The 24,544-nt window shown below is 66.2% G+C and carries 29 protein-coding genes and 1 pseudogene; 27 read left to right on the forward strand and 3 right to left on the reverse strand.

Annotation, left to right across the window (positions count from 1 at the left end; translation table 11 throughout):
• The 5 genes and pseudogenes from ACFZAM_RS31155 to ACFZAM_RS31175 form a co-directional block, all read left to right on the forward strand.
• Window positions 1-498 (forward strand): annotated as a pseudogene (locus tag ACFZAM_RS31155) (hypothetical protein); the annotation flags it as partial.
• Between the two features lie 32 nt (window positions 499-530).
• Window positions 531-818, forward strand: coding sequence for a hypothetical protein (locus tag ACFZAM_RS31160; RefSeq protein ID WP_391050754.1), 288 nt, complete (start codon window positions 531-533; stop codon window positions 816-818).
• Between the two features lie 171 nt (window positions 819-989).
• Window positions 990-1,283, forward strand: a complete 294-nt coding sequence (locus tag ACFZAM_RS31165) for a hypothetical protein (RefSeq protein ID WP_391050756.1) — start codon at window positions 990-992, stop codon at window positions 1,281-1,283.
• A 65-nt stretch (window positions 1,284-1,348) separates the two neighbouring features.
• Window positions 1,349-3,535 carry a hypothetical protein gene (locus ACFZAM_RS31170; RefSeq protein ID WP_391050757.1) on the forward strand — a complete coding sequence of 729 codons (2,187 nt, stop codon included), beginning with the start codon at window positions 1,349-1,351 and terminating at the stop codon, window positions 3,533-3,535.
• Complete coding sequence (locus ACFZAM_RS31175; protein ID WP_391050759.1) at window positions 3,532-3,975, forward strand: hypothetical protein; 444 nt, start codon at window positions 3,532-3,534, stop codon at window positions 3,973-3,975. Before ACFZAM_RS31170 ends, ACFZAM_RS31175 begins: the two co-directional genes overlap by 4 nt.
• 5 nt (window positions 3,976-3,980) lie before the next feature.
• Here ACFZAM_RS31175 and ACFZAM_RS31180 read toward each other — a convergent pair whose 3' ends face one another.
• The 3 genes from ACFZAM_RS31180 to ACFZAM_RS31190 form a co-directional block, all read right to left on the reverse strand.
• A complete protein-coding gene (locus ACFZAM_RS31180; RefSeq protein WP_391050761.1) occupies window positions 3,981-5,315 on the reverse strand; it encodes a DUF6545 domain-containing protein in 1,335 nt (444 codons plus the stop codon).
• Between the two features lie 77 nt (window positions 5,316-5,392).
• Window positions 5,393-5,929 (reverse strand): hypothetical protein, encoded by a 537-nt coding sequence (locus ACFZAM_RS31185; RefSeq protein ID WP_391050763.1) that lies wholly within the window; start codon window positions 5,927-5,929, stop codon window positions 5,393-5,395.
• A gap of 60 nt (window positions 5,930-5,989) precedes the next feature.
• Window positions 5,990-6,583 carry a hypothetical protein gene (locus ACFZAM_RS31190; RefSeq protein WP_391050764.1) on the reverse strand — a complete coding sequence of 198 codons (594 nt, stop codon included), beginning with the start codon at window positions 6,581-6,583 and terminating at the stop codon, window positions 5,990-5,992.
• Between the two features lie 245 nt (window positions 6,584-6,828).
• On the opposite strand from ACFZAM_RS31190, the gene ACFZAM_RS31195 reads away from it, so the two are divergent.
• The 22 genes from ACFZAM_RS31195 (at window position 6,829) to ACFZAM_RS31300 (ending at window position 24,528) form a co-directional block, all read left to right on the forward strand.
• Window positions 6,829-7,125 carry a hypothetical protein gene (locus tag ACFZAM_RS31195; protein ID WP_391050766.1) on the forward strand — a complete coding sequence of 99 codons (297 nt, stop codon included), beginning with the start codon at window positions 6,829-6,831 and terminating at the stop codon, window positions 7,123-7,125.
• A 394-nt stretch (window positions 7,126-7,519) separates the two neighbouring features.
• On the forward strand, window positions 7,520-10,297 hold the full coding sequence (locus ACFZAM_RS31200; protein ID WP_391050768.1) for a hypothetical protein: 2,778 nt from the start codon (window positions 7,520-7,522) through the stop codon (window positions 10,295-10,297).
• 19 nt (window positions 10,298-10,316) lie between these two features.
• Entirely contained in the window at window positions 10,317-10,550 is a 234-nt protein-coding gene (locus ACFZAM_RS31205) for a hypothetical protein (RefSeq protein WP_391050769.1), read from the forward strand.
• A 53-nt stretch (window positions 10,551-10,603) separates the two neighbouring features.
• Window positions 10,604-11,446: a hypothetical protein gene (locus ACFZAM_RS31210; protein ID WP_391050771.1), complete on the forward strand. Its 843-nt coding sequence runs from the start codon at window positions 10,604-10,606 to the stop codon at window positions 11,444-11,446.
• A gap of 166 nt (window positions 11,447-11,612) precedes the next feature.
• Window positions 11,613-12,113, forward strand: coding sequence for a hypothetical protein (locus ACFZAM_RS31215; protein WP_391050773.1), 501 nt, complete (start codon window positions 11,613-11,615; stop codon window positions 12,111-12,113).
• Between the two features lie 39 nt (window positions 12,114-12,152).
• Entirely contained in the window at window positions 12,153-13,142 is a 990-nt protein-coding gene (locus ACFZAM_RS31220) for an HK97-fold major capsid protein (protein ID WP_391050774.1), read from the forward strand.
• 123 nt (window positions 13,143-13,265) lie between these two features.
• Complete coding sequence (locus ACFZAM_RS31225; protein WP_391050776.1) at window positions 13,266-13,733, forward strand: helix-turn-helix domain-containing protein; 468 nt, start codon at window positions 13,266-13,268, stop codon at window positions 13,731-13,733.
• A gap of 450 nt (window positions 13,734-14,183) precedes the next feature.
• Window positions 14,184-14,555: a hypothetical protein gene (locus ACFZAM_RS31230; RefSeq protein WP_391050778.1), complete on the forward strand. Its 372-nt coding sequence runs from the start codon at window positions 14,184-14,186 to the stop codon at window positions 14,553-14,555.
• Window positions 14,555-14,818 carry a hypothetical protein gene (locus ACFZAM_RS31235; RefSeq protein ID WP_391050780.1) on the forward strand — a complete coding sequence of 88 codons (264 nt, stop codon included), beginning with the start codon at window positions 14,555-14,557 and terminating at the stop codon, window positions 14,816-14,818. The genes ACFZAM_RS31230 and ACFZAM_RS31235 overlap by 1 nt, the downstream gene beginning before the upstream one ends.
• 12 nt (window positions 14,819-14,830) lie before the next feature.
• On the forward strand, window positions 14,831-15,841 hold the full coding sequence (locus ACFZAM_RS31240; RefSeq protein WP_391050783.1) for a fibronectin type III domain-containing protein: 1,011 nt from the start codon (window positions 14,831-14,833) through the stop codon (window positions 15,839-15,841).
• A 118-nt stretch (window positions 15,842-15,959) separates the two neighbouring features.
• The gene (locus ACFZAM_RS31245) at window positions 15,960-16,619 is read left to right on the forward strand and encodes a hypothetical protein (protein WP_391050785.1); all 660 of its coding nucleotides are present in this window, start codon (window positions 15,960-15,962) and stop codon (window positions 16,617-16,619) included.
• Complete coding sequence (locus ACFZAM_RS31250) at window positions 16,619-17,494, forward strand: hypothetical protein (RefSeq protein WP_391050787.1); 876 nt, start codon at window positions 16,619-16,621, stop codon at window positions 17,492-17,494. Before ACFZAM_RS31245 ends, ACFZAM_RS31250 begins: the two co-directional genes overlap by 1 nt.
• Before the next feature lie 111 nt (window positions 17,495-17,605).
• Window positions 17,606-17,974 carry a hypothetical protein gene (locus tag ACFZAM_RS31255; RefSeq protein WP_391050789.1) on the forward strand — a complete coding sequence of 123 codons (369 nt, stop codon included), beginning with the start codon at window positions 17,606-17,608 and terminating at the stop codon, window positions 17,972-17,974.
• A 10-nt stretch (window positions 17,975-17,984) separates the two neighbouring features.
• Window positions 17,985-18,149 (forward strand): hypothetical protein, encoded by a 165-nt coding sequence (locus tag ACFZAM_RS31260; protein WP_391050791.1) that lies wholly within the window; start codon window positions 17,985-17,987, stop codon window positions 18,147-18,149.
• Window positions 18,146-18,823 (forward strand): hypothetical protein, encoded by a 678-nt coding sequence (locus ACFZAM_RS31265; RefSeq protein ID WP_391050793.1) that lies wholly within the window; start codon window positions 18,146-18,148, stop codon window positions 18,821-18,823. The genes ACFZAM_RS31260 and ACFZAM_RS31265 overlap by 4 nt, the downstream gene beginning before the upstream one ends.
• 122 nt (window positions 18,824-18,945) lie before the next feature.
• A complete protein-coding gene (locus tag ACFZAM_RS31270) occupies window positions 18,946-19,617 on the forward strand; it encodes a hypothetical protein (RefSeq protein ID WP_391050795.1) in 672 nt (223 codons plus the stop codon).
• A gap of 24 nt (window positions 19,618-19,641) precedes the next feature.
• A complete protein-coding gene (locus ACFZAM_RS31275; protein ID WP_391050797.1) occupies window positions 19,642-20,280 on the forward strand; it encodes a hypothetical protein in 639 nt (212 codons plus the stop codon).
• A gap of 9 nt (window positions 20,281-20,289) precedes the next feature.
• The gene (locus ACFZAM_RS31280) at window positions 20,290-21,018 is read left to right on the forward strand and encodes a hypothetical protein (RefSeq protein WP_391050799.1); all 729 of its coding nucleotides are present in this window, start codon (window positions 20,290-20,292) and stop codon (window positions 21,016-21,018) included.
• A gap of 75 nt (window positions 21,019-21,093) precedes the next feature.
• Complete coding sequence (locus ACFZAM_RS31285; protein ID WP_391050801.1) at window positions 21,094-21,720, forward strand: hypothetical protein; 627 nt, start codon at window positions 21,094-21,096, stop codon at window positions 21,718-21,720.
• Between the two features lie 320 nt (window positions 21,721-22,040).
• The gene (locus tag ACFZAM_RS31290; RefSeq protein WP_391050803.1) at window positions 22,041-23,327 is read left to right on the forward strand and encodes a hypothetical protein; all 1,287 of its coding nucleotides are present in this window, start codon (window positions 22,041-22,043) and stop codon (window positions 23,325-23,327) included.
• Window positions 23,328-23,458: 131 nt separating this feature from the next.
• Window positions 23,459-23,968, forward strand: a complete 510-nt coding sequence (locus ACFZAM_RS31295; protein ID WP_391050805.1) for a hypothetical protein — start codon at window positions 23,459-23,461, stop codon at window positions 23,966-23,968.
• An 11-nt stretch (window positions 23,969-23,979) separates the two neighbouring features.
• A complete protein-coding gene (locus ACFZAM_RS31300; protein ID WP_391050807.1) occupies window positions 23,980-24,528 on the forward strand; it encodes a hypothetical protein in 549 nt (182 codons plus the stop codon).
• The last annotated feature ends 16 nt before the right edge of the window (window positions 24,529-24,544 follow it).

A 24,544-nucleotide genomic window follows, 5' to 3' on the forward strand; every position in this document is an offset into this window, starting at 1 on the left:
AACGGCGTGTGGTCGCACCGTGAACTGCGTCACGCCCAGCGCGTCACCGGCTACTTCGCGCCGCGCTTCCCCGACGGGATCTGCCCGCCGACCGCCGACCCCGCCGACCCGCGCGGCGGCAAGCCGGTCGCCGCCTGGCGCTGGCCGGGACCGGCCGCGCCCACCACCCCGCAGAAGAACGACACATCGGAGGACGGCATGCTCAACCCCAAGGACGTCTGGGCCTACAAGGGCCAGCTCAACGGCAACGCCGACCCGAACGACGCGTACAGCTATCTGCGTGGCACCAACGCCGCCGTCAAGAGCTTCGGCCGCCGTCTCGACACCCTGACGGCGACCATCGACACCCAGAGCAAGGCCCTTCAGGCCCTCGTGGACGCTCAGAAGTCCGGAACCGACGGCGCCAAGGTCGCCGCTGCGCTCGACCGGATGACGGCGGCGTTCACGGCGGCGGAAGGCGCCCACCTTCCGGCTGGCGACGCTTTGGCCAAGGACTGAGTCTTGGGCGCGGTACGAGAAGGAGTGCCCGGATGGGGATGCTAATCGGTCAGCTTGGCGCTGGTGGCCTGCTGTCCCTCGGAGTGTGGCTTATCCTCACTGGCCGTCTCGTGCCGCGCTCCACCCTGCTCGACGCATGGCGTCAGCGCGATACCTGGCAGGAGGCGCACCGGCAGTCGGAGGAGGCGCGCCACGGGGACCGCGACCAGATCCGCCAGTTGCTCGAAGTCGCACGGGTCACCGAACACGTGATGACCTCTTTGCCCCAGCCGGGGGAGGTGGATCGTGGGACGAGGGTGGATGAAGCGGCGCCGCGCTGATCCTGCCGGGCAGGCAGCCGCCGACGCTGCGCTGGAGCGGGCGCAGCGGGCGCAGCGTGAGGTCGAGGACCGGGCGTCGGAAGTAACCGCAGTGGCCAATCGACTGCGGGACCTGCGGGAGAAAAACCATTTCGCGGAGATGATCTCCGCAGCGTTGAGGGGGGGGCGTTGATGGACTGGTCGCAGTGGATCAACGCAGCCGCGAGTGCTCTGGTCGCGGTATGTGCCTTGGTTTTCGTCGTCACCTATGCGTTGCTCGCTCCCTGGCGGGCGAGTGTCGCCGGGCGGCACGTCATGGCTGTCACGGTGGTCATCGGCCTCCTCGGCGCGTACACCGTGGCGTTCACGGTGTGGCCGTCCGTGGCCCCCGTGCTACGGGTGATCCGCGTGGTGATCGTTCTCGCAATGGCCGGGCTCCTGGTCCAGCGGACCTGGATGGTCATCCGGGCCCAACGGCGCCGCTGACGGCCGCCGTCCTGTCTGCAGTACGACGGCCGTCTCCAATCGGTGAGACCGCCAGAGGAGGACCCGTGGGACTTCAGCGTGAGGGCCGTCAGAGCCACCGTCACGAGACCGTCGGTGTGCAGGCCCTCGCGGGTGTGCACTCGGAGGACTACTACGAATACCAGCCTCTTCAGCACGTCATGACGACCGACGGCTTCCCCGGCGTCGTCACCGCCGTCCACGACGGCCCGCACCCCGGCGCGGAGGACTACGAGGTCACTCTCGACGGTGGCATGGGTGGCGGTTCGTACACAGCTTCTCAGCTCAGCCCCGCGCCGGTCTCCACAGCAGCCCTGGAGGGCACTGCGGCGGCCGACTACCCGGAGCTGAGCCGCATCCTCGTTGACCGGCCCGATCCGGCCCTGCAGCAGGTCTACGCGGCAGCGAGCAACTCCTTCGCTGATGACGATGCCGACAGCAAGGACGACACGGACGACAGCGCCTCGGACGACGACAGCGACAAGGACTCCGACGAGGAGGCCGGTAACGACTCGGACGACGACAGCGAGACCCCGCCGCCGTGGGCCAAGTCGGCAGCGCTGTTCGACCGGCTGATCGCCATGGCCGTCGCCGACATAGACTTCCGGTTCCACGTCACCGCCTCCTGGCGCGACGTCGTCGCCAAGGCCAAGCGCCTGCGCGCCGAGGGGCGCCTGCGCGTCACCCTCGCCTCCGACGGCCTGGTCGTCGCCGAGGTTAAGGGCGACCACCACGTCTACGAGACCGGCCTGCAACGCCTCCCCGGCCGTACCGCCGTCCAGTCCTGGACCTGCGGCTGCAAATGGGGCGCCTACCACTGGGGCGCCGACGACGACTACTCCCGCTTTGCAGGACGTATGTGCAGCCACGCTCTCGCACTGACCTACGAAGCCCAGTCGCGGGGGATGTTCGGGCACGACGTGCGCGCCGACGAGACCAAGCCGACCTGGGTTCCCCGTAAGGTCGTCATCAGGTACGACATCGACGCTGACACCAACCGGCTCGTGCCGTCGACCGCGAAGGCCAGTCCCCAGACCGCGCCCGCCCGCGCTCTTCTCCAGTCTCTCGCTCGTGCGGCCGTCGCCGCCGGGGAGAACGCGGAGGAGTTCTCGATGGTGCTCCGTGCTGTCGGAGTGACGGCCACCTGGGAGCAGGACGAGCCGGAGGAAGAGGAGGACGAGGAGGGCACCCGCTTCCACCGCGACGAGTGGGGCGACCCGGTCTACAAGTGCCACAACAAGCACTGCTACGACGGGGAACACTCCGACGGCGAGACCAAGCGCGCCCACGAGGGGGTCTACACCGACTGGGACTCCGTCCACCCGCATCTGGGCAACACCCTGCACCGGGGGATGGCCGTCAGCCTGCCCGGCCACGTGGCCGACGTGGTGCACGACGACTCCCGGCCGGTTGCCGACCGGGCGCACGCCCTGTCCGAGCACCTGCGCGAGCAGGGGATGGGCACGCACTGGACACCGGACAAGGAGCAGGCCCAGCACTACTCGGGCGTCAGTGACAGCCGGAAAAACAACACGCACGTGGTGCTGCACGCCCACACCCCGCCCAAGGAGCACATCGAGACCGACCCCGACGAGCTGGTGGCCCAGGACGTCATCTCCATGGGCGACCACGACGACGGCGAGGTCCCGCTCCGGTCCGGTGCGCCGGTCAGCCTGAAGGGGATCTCCTGGCGCCAGCGCGGCAACGGCCCCTGGGTGCGGCACGACTTCGACAACCCTCACCCCCATACCGCGTCGGTGGCCGCGCCGTTCGGTGAGCCGTCGGCACCCTCTTACCAGACCCCCCATCCGTCCGGCGCCACACATGCACGGGTGCCCTGGGAGAACCCCGGCTCCGCCGGGCCGCTCGCAACCGCTGACCCGACCGGGTGGGGCCGGACCATGCCGATGGAACAGGTCTACGCCTCGGCGCACGACGCGGCGATATTCGAGCCCGGCGGCCCCGAGGCGATGCTGCACGACGAGCCCGAGGGCGCCCTTCCGGCCACCGACGGGACGGAGTCGACGGACAACGACATGCCGCTGGCCCCCGCGATGAGCGGCCTGCGCACCCACGCGCTCAAGGACTTCACCCTCGCCGAGCGGCAGGCCCTCATCAACGAAGGCGACGGTACGCGGGCGGCGAATCTCGACCGGCTGCAGATCGCAGGCACACACTACGAGGACCTGGAGCAGGCCCTCGCATCACAGGAAGACACCACATGGCTGGCGTGAACGACACCACAGTGCTGGACGACGCCCCTGTCCCGGAAGCCGGGGCTCCGCGCCGCCAGTACATCGACCCCTTCGGCGACAGGGGCAGCATCAAGATCGCGTGGTCGTCCGAGCTGAACGTGGGTCAGCTCTTCGACGAGTTCCGGGCGTTGGAGGGCATTACCCCGGACGCGCAGTACACCACGTACACGCCGGAGGACGACGAAGGAAACGCAATACCCGCTGACGCCGATCACCCGTACGTCTTCTTCTTCACTCCACCGACGTTGGACGTGTCTGTCCTGAAGAAGGCCCTGGCCGCCCACCGGCCGGATCCGTACTACGGCATGGACGCTGACCAACGGGAGCAGCTCCAGTTGGTCGCCAAGCTTCGGTCCGGAGAGGATCTGACGCTGGAAGAGATGCAGAAGGCGATCCGTATGGCCGTCGGCATCGGCTGACCTCCCTACGCGGACACGCCGGTGCGTTTCGGCGTGTCCGCGTTCCCCATGGGATCCGTACGGCGCCTGAGCTGTGAAATGACGGGCCGTGATCTCATCTGCGTCCAGATGGGGAGCAGCGTTGCGTGGGTCGCCTGGAAAAGATCGTCGTGGACTCTGACAAGAGCGCGGCGGCTCCGTTCAGGATTGGGCGAGAGCCCGGCCTGCTGCCTGCGGATCGCCACGTGCAGCAGGTAGGCGGCCGTTGCTTCGGCTGGCATGCCTGTGGTCTTCACAATCGCGGCGGTTTCCTCCGGCAGGCCCGGTGGGACGTAGGACTGGAGGATCATGGCGGAGTCGCAGATCTCGATCACCCGGCGCCGGAGACGGAATTCCAGATCCCGCCAGTTCCTCGCTTCTGAGAGGGCCAGCTTCAGGTCACGGTAGCGGCGCCGTATCCGTAGGGGCAGCGGTAGTCGCTTCAGCCATGCGCGGAGTGCCTGGAGACAGCGGTTCGACTTGCGAGGCAGCCGGACCGTCCCCGTTGTCTCCGCTCCGGCGAACGGGTCGAGGACGACGCTGGGTGTCGCCGCTGTCATATGCAGCCACATGGGCCTGAGATCGGTGATCGCTCCGTGGGCAGCGAGAGCGCGGTTGATGCGGTCTACCATCGGCGCGCAGCAGCCGAAGAGAGTGAGCATCACGCAGAGGATCAGCGACGCGTTCGACATGGACGCGACGAGTACATCACCGCCGATGAAGGCGCGCTGCATGAGCCGGATGATCAGGTACGTGATGCGCAGACCGCCGTAGAAGACGCCAACAGCGCAGCCGATGGCCATGCTCTGCAAGCCCCGGCCAAGGACGGTGGGGCGTCCCGCATTGCGGAGACGGTCACGGCGCCCCGCGTCTGCGCACATGATCGCAGCGCAGCTCATGCCGTAGACGACGTAGAGGTAGAACAGCACCAGGTGCACTGACCCCCAGAAGTGACCGGCCTGGACGAAGATGAAATCCGCGTCTTCGACATGAGGTCCTGGTCGGCGGTTCGCCCAAGGGAAGACCACGGTGATCGCCACGACGGCGACCCGTGTCACGATACGGCGCGGTCGGTTGCTGATCGTACGGCGATACCGTGGTTCCGGTTGGCCGTCCTCGCTTCCGGGGATGACCGCCAAGACCCACCGGAGGAGCATCGTGATCGCCAGTATGCCGAGCAAGTGCTTGGTGAGCGTGGCGATCTCGTCTATGCGGGTGATCTGGTAGAGCAGGTCGCTGACGTAGGAGATCCGGGTCGTCATGGACGCGGCCAAAGCCACGATCACATACCACAGGATGCGAGCCTCGGGATGCTTGATCACGACGGGGATCCGCCAGAGAGCTGCTGCCCACAAGGGAGCAACGACCATCAGCGCCCACAAGTCGTCCGTACCGGTTCTCACCAGTACTGGCTTCGCGAGTCCAGACTGCCGCGCATGCGGTCGAGCACGACGTCGGCAGGCATGCTGCGCCGTCGTGCCAGTCTCTGGCTGACCCAGGTGGCGCAGGCTTCGGCGCGGCGTTCAACGAAGGCGTCATAGGTGGTGCGCGCGAGCGCGGCTTCCACCAGGCTCATGTCGATGTGCTTGAAGCTGGAAGCGGCCAGCGTGGCGATGGTGTCTCCGCGAAGTGACGATGCGCCGTCGCCGTTGAGCATGTGCGCCGCTTCGTGGCAGAGGATCGCGTCGCGGTGTGCGCCGGTGGCCGCAGGGTCGACCCAGACCATGTCGACTCCTTCCACGTGGACCCACATACCGCAGGGGCCGCCGGAAAAGCCCATCCCGCTGTCGTCGAGGAGGACGAGCGTATTGCCTCGGTCCTCGACTATCTGACGGAGCAAGTCCTCAGCCGTCTCGACGTTCTGATGTTCGGTCAGCCGTGCGAGCTGGCTTCCCCACCGCTCCCGTCGGCCGTTGTTCCCCCTGAAAAAACCCATGCCCCACCCGCCCGTTCTGCGTGGCCCCCGGCTCGCTCACACTAGTCCACAAGGTGGACATTAGCTGCCCTCTGGGGCCGATCCGTTCTCAGGAGGCCGGGCTGTCTTGGCTGTGAGGATGGCGATCTGCATGACGCGGCGCGCAGCGTCGGGGGTCAGGGCGGTCGTGAGACGGGCGAAGACTGACAAGCCTTCCAACTGGCCTGCCTCTTTGGCTTCCTGGAGCATCGTCAGCAGCTCGACTTCCTGCGCGACCTTGTCTCCTTCCTCTCCAGGGAAGAAGTACGAGGGAGATACCCCGAACCACTTGGCGAGGTACTCGATGATCACGAGGGACGGATTGTCCGTCGTGCCGTTGAGGATCTTGCCGATGTACGTGCGGTGGGTCAGCGGCGGCTCACGCTCGATCTCGGCGAGCCGGATCTCCCGTTCGCCTTCGGGGAGGCGCAGCGCTTCCTCCATGCGGTCCTTCCGGTAGAGGTCCGAGACCCCTTCCGCGATCTCCTTCTGCGTGTACTTCGCTCCGGACGGGTGCTTCTTGAGGCGGATCAGGCTCAGTACCTTCCGGCCGAGTGGTCCGGGGTCGTCGGGGGCGCCATGCGGCACCGCACGAGGCGGCATGAATCCTCCTAGATGAAAAAAGTTGTGCTGCACGCAGGGTAGAGACTACCCCCGCCGTGTCGCGATGAGTCTCACCGTCTTGGCCGAAATAAGAACATGTGAGACTGAACTTGACACGACCGGGAGTAGTCCGCCTACGATCACGTCCATACCACCGGATCGTGCCAAGAAGGGTTGACGTGACTACCCGCAAGTTCGGAATGCCCTGTCAGCCGGTCCTGTCCGGTGTCATGATCACGGCTCCAGGGGACGACAGGCCCGTCGTCAGAGGAGTCCGCATGCAGTTTCCCGCCCTGATTCGTACCTACGTGCCCGTCGGTGTCGGCTACGTGATCACGTTCCTCGCCACCCTCGGTGTCCGCGTCGACGGCACGGCTCAGACAGCACTGGTCCTGGGCCTCGGAGGCGTCACCTCCGCCGTCTACTACACCGGTGCCCACGCACTCGAATCCCGCTGGCCGGTCTTCAGCGTGCTGCTCGGCTCCTCAGTGACGCCGAGCTACCACAACGCCAAGGACTCCAGCGGTTCCAGCTCGGCGACCGCCACGTCGGGCTCTCCGGAGTACCGGGGGTAGACCGCCAACTACCGCTGACGTAACCGGAGCAGGGCCCCGACCGATCAATATCCATTCCGGGGAGTAGATCGGTCGGGGCCCTCTGCATGTCATGGCGGCTTGGCGGATCTCTTTACGTCTCGGACCACCGTAGCGGGCCACTGAGGGCCCCGTCTATTTGTCGCCAAAGAGATAAAAAAATTCTCGTCTTTAAGGCAACCCTACATCGTTCCTGCGTGCTCGATGTGACAGGAATGCCTCATCGTGACGCTCTGTCCACGGATCCCGCACAACTGGAACGACCTCTCCGGGCATAACGACGGTCCGACCGCCAGGTCACTGTCCTGCCGACCATGACTGCCTCCAAGGGGCGGAGACGTGCCGCGCGCCTCCGTTGACCGAGGAGGGCCCGCCGGTGCTGAAATTCGCCACGGCTCAGATCATCGCTGCCGAGCTGGGCGGCGAAGGATGGCGACTCCCGAAGACAGCGCACCGCGCCGTCTTCGACTACGAGCCTCGCCCCGGCTACCTCTACGTCCGGTCCCGAGCCATCAGTTCGCGCTGCAACGACAACTGGGATGAATTCCCCGCCGACGAGATCAAGAAGGCGTACGGGACGTTTCGCGGCAAGCCCGTCTTCGTCAACCACGTCAACGACAACCACCGCCGCGCACGGGGTGTGTGCATCGATGCAGCCCTTCACGAGGACCGCAACCCCGACGGAACGCCCGACACCTGGGTCGAAGTCCTCATGGAGATCGACGCCCACAGCTTCCCCAGGCTCGCCAAAGCAATCCTGGACGGGCACGTCGACCGCACCAGCATGGGCTGCGACGTCACCGAGTCCCTCTGCTCCGCCTGCGGCAACGTCGCCACAACCCCCGCCGAGTACTGCGCGCACATCCCCCGGCTGAAGGGCCAGCGGATCTACCGGCACACTGCGTCCGGCCGTCGCGTCGGCGAACTCGTCCGCGAGATCTGCAAGGGCCTCGGCTTCTTCGAGAACTCGATCCTGGTGGAACCTCCGGCCGATCCCACCGCGCACTTTCTCGGCGTGGACTCCTCCGGCCTGAACAAGGCCGCCTCCCAGACCCCGGAGGAAGAGCCCGAGTCTGACGTGGAACGGCTGCGGCGCCAGCGGGACATCGCCGACCGTGCTTTCGGCCAGGTCTCCGAGCACCCCACGACCACTCACCTGCCGGACACCTGGAAGCGCGACCATGAGCGGGCCCAGGATGCGATCGACCGCACTCCGACCGGCGGCAGGTACCGGCCGGACTACCAGGAGCAACTCCAGGACAAGCGAGAGCGCGCCGTCACACAGGCGCAGCCTTTCCAGCCGAAGACACCCGGCAAGCAGAGCCTCAACTTTTTGCAGGGCACTCCAGGTGCCGCTGTGAGCACTCCTCCGCCTCCGTCGACGACAACCGGGCCATGGACTCCGGCAGGCACGGCGAAGGAGGCGGCAGGTCCGGCTCACCCGAATCCGGCTGACCACCCGTGGTTCCAGCAGACGCCGCTGCATCATGACCACGTCCTGGCCCACTGGGACAAGGCCACCGACGAAGAGCGGAAACAGGGCGCCCGCTGGTACCCCGACGCGCACCACGTTGCCAAGGCCATCGCGAAGCTCGACCCGACGATCAAGGACGACAAAGAAGCCGCACACAAGGGCGCTGGTGTCCTGTCGGCGTACAGTCCGCAACAGAATTGGTGGGCGAACCAGCACAACGCCGCGCGTTCCTTCGTTCAGGGGAAGGCTGTCGGCAAGGGTGAGGGCCTGATGGTGATGTCCTCCCACGCCAACGCCGCCCAGCGGATCATGGACGGCGAGGACCACCAGAAGGTCCTCAAGGGCCCCAAGACCGCTGACTTCGCACACCTGATCGAGCACGGAGGCAATGACGAGAAGGGACGCCCGTCGGAAAGGGTCGTTGTCGACCGGCATGCCCTGTCCGTCGCTGCCGGACGCCGACTTACCTCTGACGACGCCGCCGGGTTCCCCACCGGATCCCGGCACTACTACGAGCACGCTGCAAAGCAGTTCCGTACGGCAGCCGCCATCGCCTCCGACCGCGAGGGGCGCCACATCGCGCCGCATGAGATGCAGGCCACCACCTGGCTCGTACGGCAGCGCCTCAACGCCGACGCCGACGCGGGCAGCCGTGGCGGCAAGGGCCGCCAGACTGTTCAGCGCAATCAGCGGTCCCAGTGGCAGGACCTCTCCAGGGAGCACACCCCCGGCCTGCACGAGGAGCCGCCTAACTCTCACGTCGCGCTCCTCGTTGACGCCTCGGCAGTCATGGACGACGGCACCGTGCGCCTGGCGTACGGGGAGATAAAGGCGCCCGAAGACGTCGACACACTCCGCGAGGAGGCGTGCCCGGTGTGCGGAGACGGCGACACCTACGACGGGCAGATGTGCCAGATCTGCGGGTTCATCAGCCCGCCGGTCCAGTTCCGGGACCCGGACCTGGACGCGGCCAAACGGATGGACCTGCGCAAGCAGGTCGTCGACCCCACGATGGTCGACGACAACGGTGAGCTGCAGCGCGTTGATGGCCAGGGCGGCCCGCAGACCCCGCAGGCCGACGACGGCCAGATGCCGCTCGGCCCCGACGGGCTGCCGATGGACCCCAACGCCAGCGGACTGCCGATGTCGCCCGACGGCGACCAGGCCCTGGACGGCACACAGCACGGTCCGGCAGTCAGTGACCGCAACGGCGACGGCATCATCGAGCCGGGCGAGATCGACGCCGAGGGCAACCCGACCGCTGATCCCCTCCTGGACCCCGAACAGGGCGGCCAGGCCGTTCCTCGTGAACTGCCGTGGGGGGCGCAGGATCACACAGGGGAGCCGTTCACGCAGGGTCCGGACATGCCGCAGCAGCCGGACGAGCCCGAAGGTCCTGACGCGCTCCTCGACGAAACCGGTCTGCAGGGACAGGAGCAGCCGGTGCCCGGTACGCCCGGCGACGGCGTCCCGGACCTGGGCTGCCCTGCCTGCGGCTTTGCGGTTGACGCGACACCGCCGCAGACCCAGAACATGGACGATCCGAACGCGGCGGCCGACGGCATCGTCGCCGGGGACGTCTGCCCCAACTGCCAGAGGGCGCAGCTCCTGAGCCCTGGCGAACTGCAGGGACAGGACTCTCCGCCGCCGCCTGCTGTCCCACGCGGTCCCAGCGCCTGAACGGGTGGAGGAGGTGCCGATGACGAAGCAGGATTTCGCAGCGGCGAAGGCCGCTGCCAATGCCATACCTGCGGAGGTCAAAGTCCTGGCTGATCCGGTGAACGGCGTGCAGACGATCCGTGTCGACAACCGTCTGATGGCGGCGACCGGGCTTCGTACGCCCTGTCCCAACGGCTGGGTCTCAGGGAACAGGGCCGCTTACATCTACGAGGGCGACATCTTCCTACTTGTTCGAACCACCACTGCGAGCTGAATCCACGCCCATGGCATACGGCTGTGAGCGCAGGCTTTGAAGGAGTATTCAGTATGAGCCGACCGCTCATGACCGTCGTGGGAGCCATGCAGCACGTCATCGACGATCTGCGTCAGGAGATCGCCGTTCAGTCCCGGCAGATCGCTCTGATTGCCCGACTCGCGGGAATCACCCCCGAGATCACCCGTCTCGCCGACATCAACAACCCGGCCCAGCCCATCGAGGACGGCCCGGAGCAGCCCGCTTCCGAGAGCAGCGAGGAAGCGGTCACGCCGGTCACCCACGACGACGTGCGGGCGCCGGGCCAGACCGGCGGATCCACCCAGCACGTCCCGGCGGCAACGACCGATGTCGCGATCAACCCCGGCGGCACACTCCCGGCTGAGCCGTACAACAACCTCGTCGACGTCACGTCGCCCGTCGCCGGAACCAACACCGGGGAGATCCCGCCTGAGGAGACCCGCATCGAAACCGACGTCCGCGCGATGGATCCGATGCAGCCCGAGGTCGCTTTCCCCTGGACGATAAGCCCGAACCAGTCGAACTCCAACCCGCCGCACGACGGTGAGATGGCAGGCGGGAAGACCGGCAGCCGGTACTTCGCCGCACTGCGGCTGGCCAGACTGCGAATCCAGGCCCGGCTGGCGGCAGGCGACGACATCACCCTGGCCGCGTCGATCGAAGCGGACGCCGGACTGACCGACACGATCATCGACCACGAGATCAACGTCCTGTCGTCACTCGCGGACGCCCGCAAGGGGGGCGCCGCTGCCCCCGACCGAGCCACCGTCCCGCGCCGCGCCGCGCAGGCCGCCCGTACGGCGCCGTCGCTGGCCGAGAAGCCCGGCACGGCTTCGACGGACACCGTGGATGATGACATGTTCCTCGGCCTCTGACCTGGCGTTTTTTTGAGGAAGACCCGCCCTGGGGGCGGGTCTTCCTCATTCTCTCCAGAAAATCCGTCGATTGATCCCTGTCCTGTAGCCGCCTGCCCACGAGAAGGGGTGAGAAGCGGCCCGCCGGTCCTGGCGGCCAGCCGAGACCAAAGGAGGGCGGACCTTCATGATCCGCGTCCGGGCTGCGAATGCCCACATCAAGCGCACCTTCCGTCCCGCTTACGGCTGGACCCAGGCCACCCCGAAGGCGGTCTTCCTCGACCCCGCCTGGGACCGCAGCGTCAACATCTACCCCGGCATGGTCCTGATGAAGACCACCGGCGAGAACGTGACGCTGATCAACGGCGTCGGCGTCCCCTACGGGTTCGCCGGGGACTACGTCGGCGGCGACGGCTTCGACCCGCTGCTCGACGTCGGCTTCAACGGGTTCAGCGCCTGGGTACTCGGCCCCGACGCCGAGTTCGAAGTCCTCGCCCCCGCCTTCGACGACAGCTTGACGTGGGCCGAGACCGGGACGGGCACCGAGGTCCTCGTCTACGCCCAGACCACGGGAGCCAACCGGGGCAAGCTCGTAGTTTCCGGTACGTCCGGTGCCTCCACGGCCCCCATCGCGCGCCTCATCAAGGTCAATTCGCCCTCGAAGATCACCATCGGCGGACTGCGCTAAGCGCTGCTCAGGGCCGGACGGAAGGACAAGGACTACCTCATGACCACGAGCACGCTCACCAGCCACAAGGGCGGCGTCACCGCACGCAAGTCCGACAGCTACGTCGCGGACATCCTCGCCCGCCGCGAGGCCAGCGGCGGAACCCCCATGACCCACGAGGCCAAGCAGCAGCGCCTGGAGATGGTCCTCTCCGACACTGCCAACGGCATCAAGCGCCTCGGCGTGGGCATGATCGGCCCGATCCAGCTCAAGCTCCGCTACCAGGGCATCACCCGCAACGTCCTGGTCGAAGATCCCTGCACCCCAGGAACACCGGTTCAGTATGACGTCTGGGACGACCTGGGCCAGGCGTACATGATGTCCGGGACCGAGGGCGAAGTCCGGATCACGCCCTTCGAGGGCAAGCGCATCGACGTCCGGTTCTTCCGGATCGCGACGAGGCCCGCGATCCGCAAGGAGGACCTTCTCTACCTGCGGATCAACGCCGTGGAGCAGCTCCAGGACGAAAGCAAGCAGGCGATCCTCAAGCAGGAGGATTCCCGGCTCGTCACCATCGTGCAGGCCGCCATCACCGATTACGCGGGCCGGGCCGACCACACGGTCACCCCGAACCACGTGATCACCGAGGCGTCCGGCTACCTCACGCCCGGCAGTCTGTACTCGGCGGTGTCGACGACCGACATGCACGAGCTGCAGTCCTCGCGGCTCCTGATCAACCCGATGGATTTCCGGGACCTGTACCGGTGGGATATCAACCAGACCGGCTGGGCTTTTAAGGACAGGGTCGTCGCGGGCGAGACCATCACCTCGTTCGGTGAGTTCCAGCTCCAGCGTTCGATCGTGATCCCGCAGAACACGACGTTCCTGACGCCGGACCCGCAGTTCCTCGGCGTGCTGCCCATCCTCTACAGCCTCGACGTGGAGGAGAACCACCGCGTCGAATCGTTTTGGAAGGGCTGGGTCTTCGACGAGATGTTGAGCATGCTGATCCTCAACGCGCGCGGTCTGGCGAAGATCGTCAAGTCCTGACGGAACGTGTCACACCAACGGCGGCCGGGGCATCCCCGGCCGCCGTTGCGCTGGCCTCAGTGTGCGGCTCGGGGTAGAAATGAGCCAACCGCCAAGAGCCACCGCCACGAAGGACCAGCCGCTATGCCGCAAAAGCGCCACCGGAGTCGAGATGACTTCGATCCAGAGGACTTCCGTACGGCCTGTGAGATGTACCAGAACGGTGACGGCGTCACCAAGATCGGCGCGTTTCTTCAGCGTTCAGATACTGTCATCGAAGCGTGGGTCGGCGGTCTCACCAGGGGGTCGCGGAACTGGACCCGAGGTACCCCGGCCGAGCGCGAGATGGTCCGCAGACTGAGCGGGCGCCTTACTGTCACGGAACTCGCCGGTCTGATGGATCGGTCACCGAGCACCATTGACGTATGGATCAAGAACCCAGAACGGGGCGACGGCCACCAGACCGTCAAGGCCAGGACCGACGAACTGGCGCTGAAGGCATACACGTTCAGGACCGAACGGGAGATGCCGGTGGAAAAGATCGCCGATCTCATGGGGGTCTCTGCCTCCACCGTCACCAGGTGGATCACCCGAGCCAAGAAACTGATCTGAGCCCTGGCCCCTCCCGTTCGGTTCGGGAGGGGCCACGTCATGCCCGCACCCAACTGCAGGCGTCCCTGAACGGCATCGGGGTCTCTGACCGCGCGAGCAGACAGTCGGACCGCCGATGCCCCCCCCTGCAGCGGGGGCTTGCAGATCAGAGCACATGTCGGTGCGAGCCAGGGTCATCCTGGCGGGTGACATATTTTCAGTTTGCCACATTCGCAAGGTGGTTGGGAACCTTCGGTGCAATCTCCGATAGATCTCCTGTCGGATGCCGGGTCTGCCCAGATAGGGGGTGAGGGTTTGTGGTGGGCCCTCACCCTGCGGCTCCGTTCTCCGGCCGCCGCCCGAACCCCCGTGCATCAGCTCGGGGGTTCGGTGCTGTCCGGAGGCGATTGCCCGCAGACAAGGGGTGACAGCACGACCCGTCACCCCAACGGTACTCATCTGGAGGCCACCGTGCAGTTCCCGCAGCAGCTCAAGCTCGTCAACGAGAGCAACCGCATCCTCGTCATCACCCCGGACCCCGAGCGCCCCAAGTCCTACCTCCGTTTCGAGCCCTTCGGCGACGAGATGGACGGTCACGAGCGTTACGTGACGCGTGAGGTGCTCCAGCAGCCCGACCTCATCAAGGCGATCCAGCGCGGCCTGCTGTGCGTCGAGGGGCTCCCGGACGACGACCCGATGAAGAGCATGCTGCAGCCCAAGAAGCGGGCTCCGAAGGCCGAAGAGCCCCTCACTGTCCAGAACGTGATCTTCGACGAGGCGAACGAATACAAGCCGCGAACCGAGTTCCGGCCGGTCAAGGTCGACCCGCTGGTCGTCCTCTGATGTCCGCCCTCAGCTCCCACGAGCAGCTCCTGCTCGTTTCCGGCACCCTCGACACCTCGGGCGTTGCGGGCGGTCCGGGCGAGTCGCTGGCGAACGTGGCGGCAGCCTTTGCCCCTGGCGTCGCCGAGGAGCCCCAGGACGAGGAACAGGTGTTCTCCGTGTTTCCGCCGGAACCTTCCGAAACCAGGACCTCGGCCAGGAAAGCGGTTGCGAAGAAGACGACCGCGAAGAGGACGCAGGCGCCGAAGCCTGCATCAAGCTGACAGGAGGCCGTCGTGGCCAGCACGGACATGAGCAGTACCACAGACACCACGGACGCGATCGGCACCAAGGGCAAGCCGGTTCCTGCTCCCGTTCCGGCCACTACGCCCGACACCACGGAGGCGGGCCGCGTTGCCGCACGCGGCTGGGCCCCGACACCGACGGGGGTGTCGTCGACGCCGGACACCCTGTCGTCGCCTGTCGTGGACGTGTACCCGCCGTACAAGGCTCCTCCTGCGCCGCAGCCGGGCGTGACCGTCGATACGACGCACACCGATTCGCCGACCACGGACGGAACCGGCGGTGCGACGTTCAATCCGAATCTGGCGATGTCGAGTACCCCGGAGACCGGGTCGATCGGCGCGCAACCGATCGGTTCAACGGCGATACCGGTGGCGCCGAACACTCCGACGGTGGTGTCCGGGAACCACTTCATTACGGTGTCCTGGTCGGCGGTCACTGACCCGGCCACCGATGCGAAGGTCCTCGGGTACGTAGTTGAGTGCGACACCGGCGGTCACGCGCAGGCTCCTCGCGGTGCGAATTCGGTGAAGTTCGAGCAAGTTGCCGGAGGGCAGCCGTACCGGTTCCGGGTGCGGGCCCTGAACCGGAACGGTGACGGCCCCTGGTCCCCGTTCTCGTCCCCGTCGGTGTCGGCGATGAACTATGAGGCGGTCCCGCTCGGCAGCCTCTGGCCCGAGAACAAGATCAATCCGATCTACAACCAGGACGGGTCGATCAAGAAGGGGTCGTACGGCGCGCCGACGGCACCCGGCAAGCCGACGGTCGTCGCGCAGGGGACCTCCGGTACTGCCACGGTGTCGTGGACCGCGTCCTCCCCGGCGCCGTCGGGCGGCTACACCGTCCGCGCGTCGTCCGGGCAGAGCACTCATGTCGCGAGCGGCGTGCTCACCGCGAACGTCGCGGGTCTGACGGTTTCCGCCGTGGTGACGGTCACGGTGCAGGCAATCGGCGCGCTGCAGTCGGCGACGTCGGCCGCCTCGAACAACTACACGGTGGTGTAGGTACGCTCACGACAGCAAGACGCCCCGCCTCATTTGCCCTCGGAGGTGGGGCGTCTTGCTGTCGTGGGTGGGTGAGCGGCCTGAAGGGGCGAGACCACAGTTTGAGGAGAGGACGGCGATGTCTGGATCGACCCCGCGTCTGGGACTGAAAACTTTCGACCCGTCCGACCCGTTTCTGCGGGCCGACTTCAACGACATCTTCACGAAGATCGACGCGTCTCCCGGAAACTTCATCTGCACGTCGGCCACACGTCCGGCATGGGGCGCGGCGCAGGCCGGGATGCGCGTCTACGAGGCCGATACGCGCCGGGAGATCGTCTGGACCGGCACCGCCTGGCGTGAGGTGCTGCCGGTGCCGCCGGTGTGGACGGGCTGGCTGCGACCCAACATCTCCATGTCCGCAGGTACGCATGTGTATTACAAGCTGGCAACGTTCAACGTGAACCGGCCTGGCGCCCTGCTCGTTCTCATCAACTCCGAGCACTCGATCCTGAGTACGCAGACGATGAACGTCAACACCAAGGCGCAGGTCGACGGCACCGACGCTCAGGTCAACGACCAGGGGTCGTACACGCGCGAGACGCAGATCAACGCCAGCGGAACGGCCCTCTCCAGGAACTTCATGGTTCCGACGATCGGGCTGCGGGCGGTTGGTGTGGGGTCCCATAACTTCGGTGTCCACGTGGAGTGCAGCACGCAGGTCGTCACGACCGGCGGCAGTGTGAAGCTCGTGGCGCTTCAGGGTGTGGCGATCCTCGTGAACTCCTCGGACACGTGATGACGACCGAAGAGTTCACTGACCGCCAGTACGTCTCCCGCTACCGTGCCGCAACGTTCGGCCTCCAGGTCATGCGTGACGGGGTGGCCGCCGACGCCGACGGCCCGGTCACGGCGGCGTTTCTCCACGACGATGAAGCAGCCGCCGTCGTGGTCAGCGGGCCCGCTGACCACGACGGTCCTGGGATGTACTCGGCGCGGCTGACGAGCCGTGAGACGGCCACGCCCGGACCATACGTCCTGGTGTGGACCTACCAGGTCAACGCAGTCGATGAGGAGTGGCGCGTCTGGGTGGAGGTCGGCAAGACCGCTCCTGAGTACGACCGGCTCAGCGATGACATGCAGCAACTCATCGAGTCCGTCTGGAACCGGTTCGGCGACCTCTTCGACTTCGCTACCGAGGGTCCTCACCTTCAGACGTACTTCCAGAGCAACTTCGGCCGGAACCGGATGGCACAGCTCCTCAAGATCGCGGTCGGCCGTCTCAACACCATGGCTCAGCCGTATCAGACGTACACGATCGACGGTGACGGAGGCGCGAGTTTTCCGGTCGCGAAGTGGGGTTCACTTCTGGAATCCGCCCTGTACGTCGAGTGTCTGCGTCACCTGATGCGGTCCTACGTGGAGCAGCCCGATCTGGCGTCGGGGTCGGGGGTCTCACGACTCGACCGGCGCGATTACATGGACCGGTGGGCGGAGGTCCTCGGCGTTGAGGAGCCGGTACTCAAGGAGCAGCTCGCCACCTTCAAGATCGCCAACATGGGTCTGGGCCGGGCTCGGGTGCTTGTGTCCGGCGGCGTATACGGCCGCTGGGGGCCGACCAGGGCGCCGCTGTCGGTGGCCGCGCGCCCTCGCATCATGACCCGAATGTACTGATCGACATCTCTGCGTGGAAATTTTTTTACATGGAGACTCGATCAGAGGTGGTCCTGTCTCGGGTGTGGTCTGCCGCTGCAGGGGATGACACCACACGGCGAGGAGAACGACATGGTCGAAATCAAGCGGTTCCAGGACGCCCCGGACGTCATCGAGGGCTGGGCCGTGGCGGCGCTCCAGAAGAGCTGGCCCTCCCAGGACAACCTGCACGTACTCGTGCAGGCCACCCTCACGGTCCCGGCGCCAGGAGACCCGCTCCTCGCCAAAGTTTTCATCCTGGCGCTGCGACCGGGCAGCCGCCAGCCGCTCTACGTGGAGACCCAGACGGAGTCCATCACCGATTCGGCAGTCGCCGCCTGTGCATGGGACGCCATGGCGGCGATCCGGCAAGTCGTCACCGCCGAGCAGGCAGCCGACGACGCCGCCGCCGAGCAGAATGCCCCCGAGCTTGAAGCCGATACCCGGCCCGAAACCGACTGAAGGGGTTCCCATGGCCTACACCGTGGTCCTGAAAAACGGCCTCGTGGACGTCGTGCTGCCCAACGGCAACCGTTACCAGGGCGGCGACACCGCGATCCTGAGCGACGCCCAGTTCGGTGTCATCCCGGAAGCCACCAAGGACGCCGTCTTCGAGAGCACCGACCTCATCACATGAGCGCTCCGACGCCGCCGTCGAAACGGCTCTACACCCGGACACAGCAGAACTGGGCTGTCGACCAGGAGCGCGCCCGCCACGATCAGGCCCTCTACATGATCGGCGAGTACGCGCTGTTCGTCCTGCTTTGGACCGCACGGGACTACGACGCCAACCTGGTCGGTCACTGCCCCACGTGCGCCAGCGACCGGATCTCGGCTGCCTACGGCCAGGCCGCCCGCAACCGGTGTCCGGACTGTTACGGCACCACCTTCACCGGCGGATACCGCGCGCTGATCGTCCGCCCTTGCATCTTCACCGACGCCGACGACTCCCAGTCCTTCACCGCGCGCGGCGTCGTCTCCCCGCAGGAGCTGCAGTTCGAAACCACCAGCGACTTCCGTATCCACTCCGGCGACTACGTCATGCGCGCGACCGGCGAGCGACTGCAGATGCGGGCGCCACAGCGCACCACGATCCGCACCGGGTTCGGCACTCCCTACCAGCGGGACACAGCCACCGCCTACAATTTGGGCAGCGCCAACGTTGAGGACGCTGAAGCCGTCGCCTACCTCATCCCGCCGGACACGAACGACCTGATCACGATCCTCAACCGCACCGCCCCGGCCCCGGTGAGCTTCGCTGACGTCGAGGTACTGCGCGCCCCGCTGATCCCGCTCTACGAGAGGGACTGAGCGGTGCGCTGATGTGTGACCCTCATCAGCAATAAGCGCAGTCCGTTCATCCAAATTGCACAGTAGGGCCCTGTCGCAATCCTTCCGCCCGTCCGAAGGGGTGAGACCTGGAGGGCGGAGTCATGCTGACGTCGATAGCGGCCTGGTGGAGCCGCGACCGCGATTTCGAGCACGAGGGCGACGACGAGTACCCGCTGCGTGACCCCCATGAGTCGATGGCGCAGCGCCGGTCCCGGTACATCAGCCACGTCGCGGATGCCCACCACGTCGACGAGAAGGCGGCCACTGGCGCGCTGCGACACATCGTCGGCCACATCTCCAGCGGCTCCCTCTTTACCTCGCCGACCGATCACGGTTTTGCCTCCGATTCCGACCAGGCGCACCACTACTCGCTGTCCATGAGCAGGAAACTCATGGATCCCAAGACCTGGGAAGGCCGGAAGCCGGAGAACATCGACCTTCGGCAGCCCCTTCACGCGACACAAAATTTCATCCGGCCCGACTCCGTTGCTCATAACCTTTTCCACCCTGGCAGCCACGAGCCCACTGAGCGGAGCGCTGTCGGAGATCCGGACTACAAGCCGAGCTGGGATGACGACAGCCGTGAAGAGTCGGAGTCCGGCTCGGAGTCCACCCCGGAAGAGAAGGCCCTCCATAACACCGCGCGCTTCATGCGACGGCACAACGGCCGCCTGGAGGTCGTCGACGGCCACCACCGGGTCGCGGCCGACATGCTCCTCGGCAAAACCCATACGCGCGGCGTGATGATCCACGAACGGGACCTGGGCAACTGACGTGCACGGAGGCGGAGGTACCGTATGAGCCTGATCTGGAGCTACATCGGGAGGATGCCGCCGGTGACGGCGACCTGGCACGACTACAGCAACCCGAGCGGCGGCTACGCTCAGCACGCTGAGCGGCTGAAAAAGCAAGTCTCCGACGGTCATGGCATCCCCGGATATGCAGCCGGAGCTGGTCTTCGGACACTGCGCGATCACCTCAGGGCAGACTCCGACCGCGCCTCCGACTACGGATTCGCCACCGGGTACGAGCATTCGGACAGCGGCTCCTATCCGCACGAACTGCTGAACCACAAGGCGTGGCATCGCATGGAGCCGGAGAAGGTCTCGCTGCGGCAACCGATCCATGCCAGTCAGTACGAGATGGATGCCAATTCCGTCGCGCACAACATTTTTCACCCAGGGAAGCCGCATCCGGCCGACTGGGACGAGATCGGCAATCCGGATCACGACCCGACGCAGGACTCGATGCCGGTGCCGACGCATGTCCGCACTGACCTGCCTCGTCTGTACCGCAATGAGCAGGGGCAGATGCACGTCGTGGACGGCCACCATCGCCTGGCCGCCGATATGCTGCTCAAGAAGTCCCACACGCAGGCCCTGGTGTGGGATGCCAAGAACCCTCCGACGAGGCCCACGCAGCTCCCCTTGTTCTGAGGAGGCCCAATGCCGCAGGCCGAGGTCCCCGAGGTGCACCTGGTCGAGCGCCCCGACCGAATGATCATGGTCGAGCCCGGATTGCCGCCAGGCCGTGCCCGTGCAGCCGCCCGCGACGCCGTGCGGATGACCCGTAGGCGGATGCCGAAGCTCTCCGGCGCAGCAGCACGCGGTCTGCAACCGCTGTACGGCAAGGGCTACTTCGGCGTCCAGTGGGACACCCCTGTCGTCTGGTATCAGGACCACGGTACGAAGCCCTTCACCATGAGGTCCCTGGCTGGCAAAGTGATTCCGATGTGGATCGACGACCCGACCGGAGTGGAGCGCAAGAATCACCCGAAGTCCAAGGTCCGCACCACCGAGTCCGGGAAGATCCAGGTTTTGATCTTCCGGCGTGCCGCGAAGATCGGACAGCGAAAGAAGATCTACCGCCGTGACCCCAAGACGGGCTTGCGCGTGCTGATCTCGGACAAGCCCATGCACTATCCCGGCGCCCCTGGCCGGATCGGCTGGCGTGAGGCCAAGCGGCCCTGGACTACGCCGGGGAAGACGCCTGGGGCTGTGCATTCGGGAAACATTGGCGTCTGGTGGCGGCATCCTGGGCTCACCCCCCGTTCCTTCCTGAACGCCTCGATGACCGCCGCCGCCCAGAAATCCGGTCTGCTGCCCGTCCGGGTCTATGTGGCAGACAAGGGGTGGCGGAATTCGGTTCGTCTGCACGGCGAGGACTTCAAATGAAGCCGCGCCCCCCTTGTAAGCCTGTCCGCTTCTCCGTCTGCGCCTCAAGAGGTGACGGAGGAGGCCGGATTGTATGTGACCAAGGTGAAGACACTGGGCATCGAGGCGCTGCGTGCCACTTTCGACGATCAGTACCCGGTTGCGGAGTTCCGGGGGCTACATGCCAGCCTGGAGTATCCGGTCAAGAGCATCGACTTGCCCGAGGTCTGGGTGCGGTACACCGATACCGAGCCGTTGCAGCAGTCGGGTGTGGCTCACATCGAGGACGTTGCGCCGGGACTCGATGTCCGCGTCGCCCCGTACACCAGGTGGCGGTTCAAGGGCGCCTGGGAGTTCATCGTCGTGGCGCTCTCGTCGTACGAACGAGACCGCGTGTATGACGAACTGATCCGGGTGATCGCTTTCTCACAGCAGGGCGGCCTCCTCGGCCGCTTCAGGTCCTACATCGAGCACAACGACCTGATTGACCTCACCGCGCGAGTCGACGAGATCGAGTCCACCGGCGAGAGCGCGGAGCCGGGTACTCCGTGGGGCACCGACGAAGTGGTCTACGAACGAACGCTGAACATCGATCTGATCGGTGACTTCTGCCCGGACCCGGAAACCGGCAATCTGGTGCCGCTGTCCCGCATCGACGTCATCCCCACCCCCCAACTGGGACTTGGTGCCGAGTCCTCTGACGGTTTCAACGACTGGCACTGAACTGAGCAGAGTCCTGCTGTCTCCGGGGTGCCGCGCCACAGCCAAGGGGTGAGAGCTGACGCGACGACGCTGGAGACGGCATGACTGACATCTCGACCGCGACGTACACGCCGCCGGGTGTGTACGTCACCGACGAAAGCACACCGTCTGCATCGCCGAGGTCGGTGTCGACGAACACGGTGACGGTCTTCGGTCCAGGCAGGGGTTACCAGACTCTGACCGAGGTGCTGACAGTCTATGCGGCGTCGGCCACGAACCTGTCCCAGAGGGGCGTCTACGTCTCAGCCGTGGCAGGCCCGCCGCCGATCGCGGCGCCTATCGTGACGAATCTCGCCGGTCAGGTCATGGTGTACGGCGATGACTACACCTTCGTCGTCATCGCAGGGTCCGGCGGCGCGGCCACGGCGACCACGCAGATCAAGAGGCTCTCGACGGACGAAGGCGACCTGACGCTTCCTTCGCCGAACGGACTGCGCAACGGCGACCAGGTGCGCATCACTTACGCGTTCACGTCGTCGTCCTACTACCAGCCGACGGAATTCGACTCGTACGACCAGGTCGTGGCCACTTTCGGACCGGCCCTCGTGGCCGTGGCACCCACGGATCCCACGGCCAGCCAGGTCTCCTCGCCGATCACTCTGGCGGCCAAGATCGCCTTCGAGAACGGCGCTGCGACGGTTTTGTGCGTAGCGACTGATCCGTCGGCCGGAGATTACCGGACGCAGCTCGTGGCGGCGTACGCGAAGGTGGCGACGGATTACCGGGCGCAGATCCTGGTGCCGCTCCTGGTGAACGGGACGTACGATGCTCACACTGGGACGAACGTCGCGAACCTCCTGACTGACATCAAGAGCCACTGCGAGGCGGCCGGGTCGGACGGATACGGGCGCATCGCGTTCTGCGGTGTGGCGGCGGTGTACGACAACTCAGTCACCCACGACCAGCTCGCCGTCCAGGTGGCCTCCAAGCGGGTGGTGCTCGGGTATCCGAATCGGCTGCTTCTGTTCAACTCCTCCGTCAACGCGTCGACGGAGGTGGACGGCTTCTACCTTGCGGCAGCCATGGCCGGACGGCTGGCCCTCAACGCGGTCAACCGGGGTCTGACCGCCCAGTCCCTGACGTCCTTCACGGGCCTGCCCGCGACGGTCGCGCAGGCGATGACGCGGACCTTCAAGAACAACCTCTCGCGCAACGGTGTGTGCGTCGCGGAGATCACGGCCGCAAATCAGCTCATGGTCCGGCACGGGACGTCCACGAAGACCACGTCGGAGCTGGAGCAGGAGATCTCGCTGACACGGATCGGCGACACCCTCCTCCAGACGATCCAGACGGGCATGTCGTCGTCCGGCCTGATCGGCGAGCCGATCACCGCCGACATGACGATGAACGTCAAATCGTCGCTCACCGGGATCCTGGAGCGGGCTGTCGCCGACGGGGTGATCGTGGCGTACTCGCCCGTTTCCGTCCGGCAGCGTGAGGGACAGCCCAGCGTGATCGAGGCGACCTTCAGTTACAAGCCCGCTGTGCCCATGAACTACATCGTCGTGAAGTTCAGCATGGACCTCACGACCGGCGACAGCACCACGGACACCGATCAGGCGGCCTGACCCGCTGGCCGTGCACTGACGGGGCGCCCGGCCAGCACCCAGCGGACTCCGGGAGGCGAGGCCCGGAGTCCGCTGCTGTCTCGGATGACTCTGCTGCCCGTAGGGGGTGAGACAACCTACGGAATGGGGTGGTGGCCGTGCCGAACGGCAAGGCGCGTGTCACAGGCAGCGGCTACTCGACTTTCGCCTATGCGGGCAAGGCCATCGCGTACCTGATTGGCGTGGAGGACTCGGGACAGCGCGCATGGTCGGACCGGGGTCAGGCGTACAGCTTTATCCACCCGCTCGGGAGTCGTACGCCCAAGGAGATCGCCACCAGCCGGGTTCTGGCAGGCGGCACGCTGCAACTCACGATTCAGGAGCTGTGGGATACGGCTCACTGGCAGCAGATGGTTGGCCTGACCGGCACGAACAACGTGGTGGAAATCTTCGACCGTCTGGCCGCGACGGCGAATTACGTCACCGCTCAGACGATCATCAAGCCGCCCGGCACCGAGTCCACGCCGTCGAAGTGGCGAGGCAAGGTTTACCACAACGTGACGATCGTCGACATCGCAGACGGAGACACCATCACCGTCGGCGGCCTGGACGTCGCCAAGCCCGTCATCGCCGCTTACACGCACACCACTCCCCTGACGTGAGCGGAGATCCTATGTCCGACGCCTTCGGCACGTTCGACCCGGCCGCCCGGCCCGGCCGTAAGACGGCTCCCCATCAGGCTCCCGCCGTGCTCCTCGATGACGACGGGAGCGCGCTGCCGTCCTTCGATGAGCGGTACACGGAAGCCTTCCTCGGCCTGACGTACGTCGGGGCGCTGACCGCATCGCTGTCATGGCTGGGCCACGAGTTCGTGATCCGCACTCTCGGGCTCGATGAGCAGCTTGCGATCTCTCTGGTCACCAAGCCCTACATCGGCACTTCGGGTGAGCAGCTCGCGTACACCACCGCCGTGGCGGCAATGGCCACGGTGAGCGTCGACGGCGAGGAGCTGCCGAGTCCGATCGGTGAGGACGCCCACCTGGCGGAGTGGGCGCAGGCGCGATTCTCCTTCGTTTCGAAGAACTGGTTCGGGTTCACTATCGCAAAAGTGTTCGAGCGATATCTGGAGCTGGAGGACAAGGCCGCGCAGGTGGTGGCGGCCATGGGAAAAGCCTTCGGCCCGGCCGTATCGACCCCTGGGTCGAACGACACCTCCGCGTAGCGGAGCGCAGAGGGCT

The sequence above is a fragment of the Streptomyces sp. NPDC008079 genome (assembly GCF_042957385.1).
Lineage (GTDB): Bacteria > Actinomycetota > Actinomycetes > Streptomycetales > Streptomycetaceae > Actinacidiphila.

Coding starts and splice junctions, on each gene's coding strand:
- ACFZAM_RS31160 (WP_391050754.1), top strand. CDS start 531: ATGGGGATGCTAATCGGTCAGCTTGGCGCTGGTGGCCTGCTGTCCCTC.
- ACFZAM_RS31165 (WP_391050756.1), top strand. CDS start 990: ATGGACTGGTCGCAGTGGATCAACGCAGCCGCGAGTGCTCTGGTCGCG.
- ACFZAM_RS31185 (WP_391050763.1), bottom strand. CDS start 5,929: ATGGGTTTTTTCAGGGGGAACAACGGCCGACGGGAGCGGTGGGGAAGC.
- ACFZAM_RS31195 (WP_391050766.1), top strand. CDS start 6,829: ATGCAGTTTCCCGCCCTGATTCGTACCTACGTGCCCGTCGGTGTCGGC.
- ACFZAM_RS31205 (WP_391050769.1), top strand. CDS start 10,317: ATGACGAAGCAGGATTTCGCAGCGGCGAAGGCCGCTGCCAATGCCATA.
- ACFZAM_RS31210 (WP_391050771.1), top strand. CDS start 10,604: ATGAGCCGACCGCTCATGACCGTCGTGGGAGCCATGCAGCACGTCATC.
- ACFZAM_RS31215 (WP_391050773.1), top strand. CDS start 11,613: ATGATCCGCGTCCGGGCTGCGAATGCCCACATCAAGCGCACCTTCCGT.
- ACFZAM_RS31220 (WP_391050774.1), top strand. CDS start 12,153: ATGACCACGAGCACGCTCACCAGCCACAAGGGCGGCGTCACCGCACGC.
- ACFZAM_RS31225 (WP_391050776.1), top strand. CDS start 13,266: ATGCCGCAAAAGCGCCACCGGAGTCGAGATGACTTCGATCCAGAGGAC.
- ACFZAM_RS31235 (WP_391050780.1), top strand. CDS start 14,555: ATGTCCGCCCTCAGCTCCCACGAGCAGCTCCTGCTCGTTTCCGGCACC.
- ACFZAM_RS31245 (WP_391050785.1), top strand. CDS start 15,960: ATGTCTGGATCGACCCCGCGTCTGGGACTGAAAACTTTCGACCCGTCC.
- ACFZAM_RS31250 (WP_391050787.1), top strand. CDS start 16,619: ATGACGACCGAAGAGTTCACTGACCGCCAGTACGTCTCCCGCTACCGT.
- ACFZAM_RS31255 (WP_391050789.1), top strand. CDS start 17,606: ATGGTCGAAATCAAGCGGTTCCAGGACGCCCCGGACGTCATCGAGGGC.
- ACFZAM_RS31260 (WP_391050791.1), top strand. CDS start 17,985: ATGGCCTACACCGTGGTCCTGAAAAACGGCCTCGTGGACGTCGTGCTG.
- ACFZAM_RS31265 (WP_391050793.1), top strand. CDS start 18,146: ATGAGCGCTCCGACGCCGCCGTCGAAACGGCTCTACACCCGGACACAG.
- ACFZAM_RS31270 (WP_391050795.1), top strand. CDS start 18,946: ATGCTGACGTCGATAGCGGCCTGGTGGAGCCGCGACCGCGATTTCGAG.
- ACFZAM_RS31275 (WP_391050797.1), top strand. CDS start 19,642: ATGAGCCTGATCTGGAGCTACATCGGGAGGATGCCGCCGGTGACGGCG.
- ACFZAM_RS31280 (WP_391050799.1), top strand. CDS start 20,290: ATGCCGCAGGCCGAGGTCCCCGAGGTGCACCTGGTCGAGCGCCCCGAC.
- ACFZAM_RS31300 (WP_391050807.1), top strand. CDS start 23,980: ATGTCCGACGCCTTCGGCACGTTCGACCCGGCCGCCCGGCCCGGCCGT.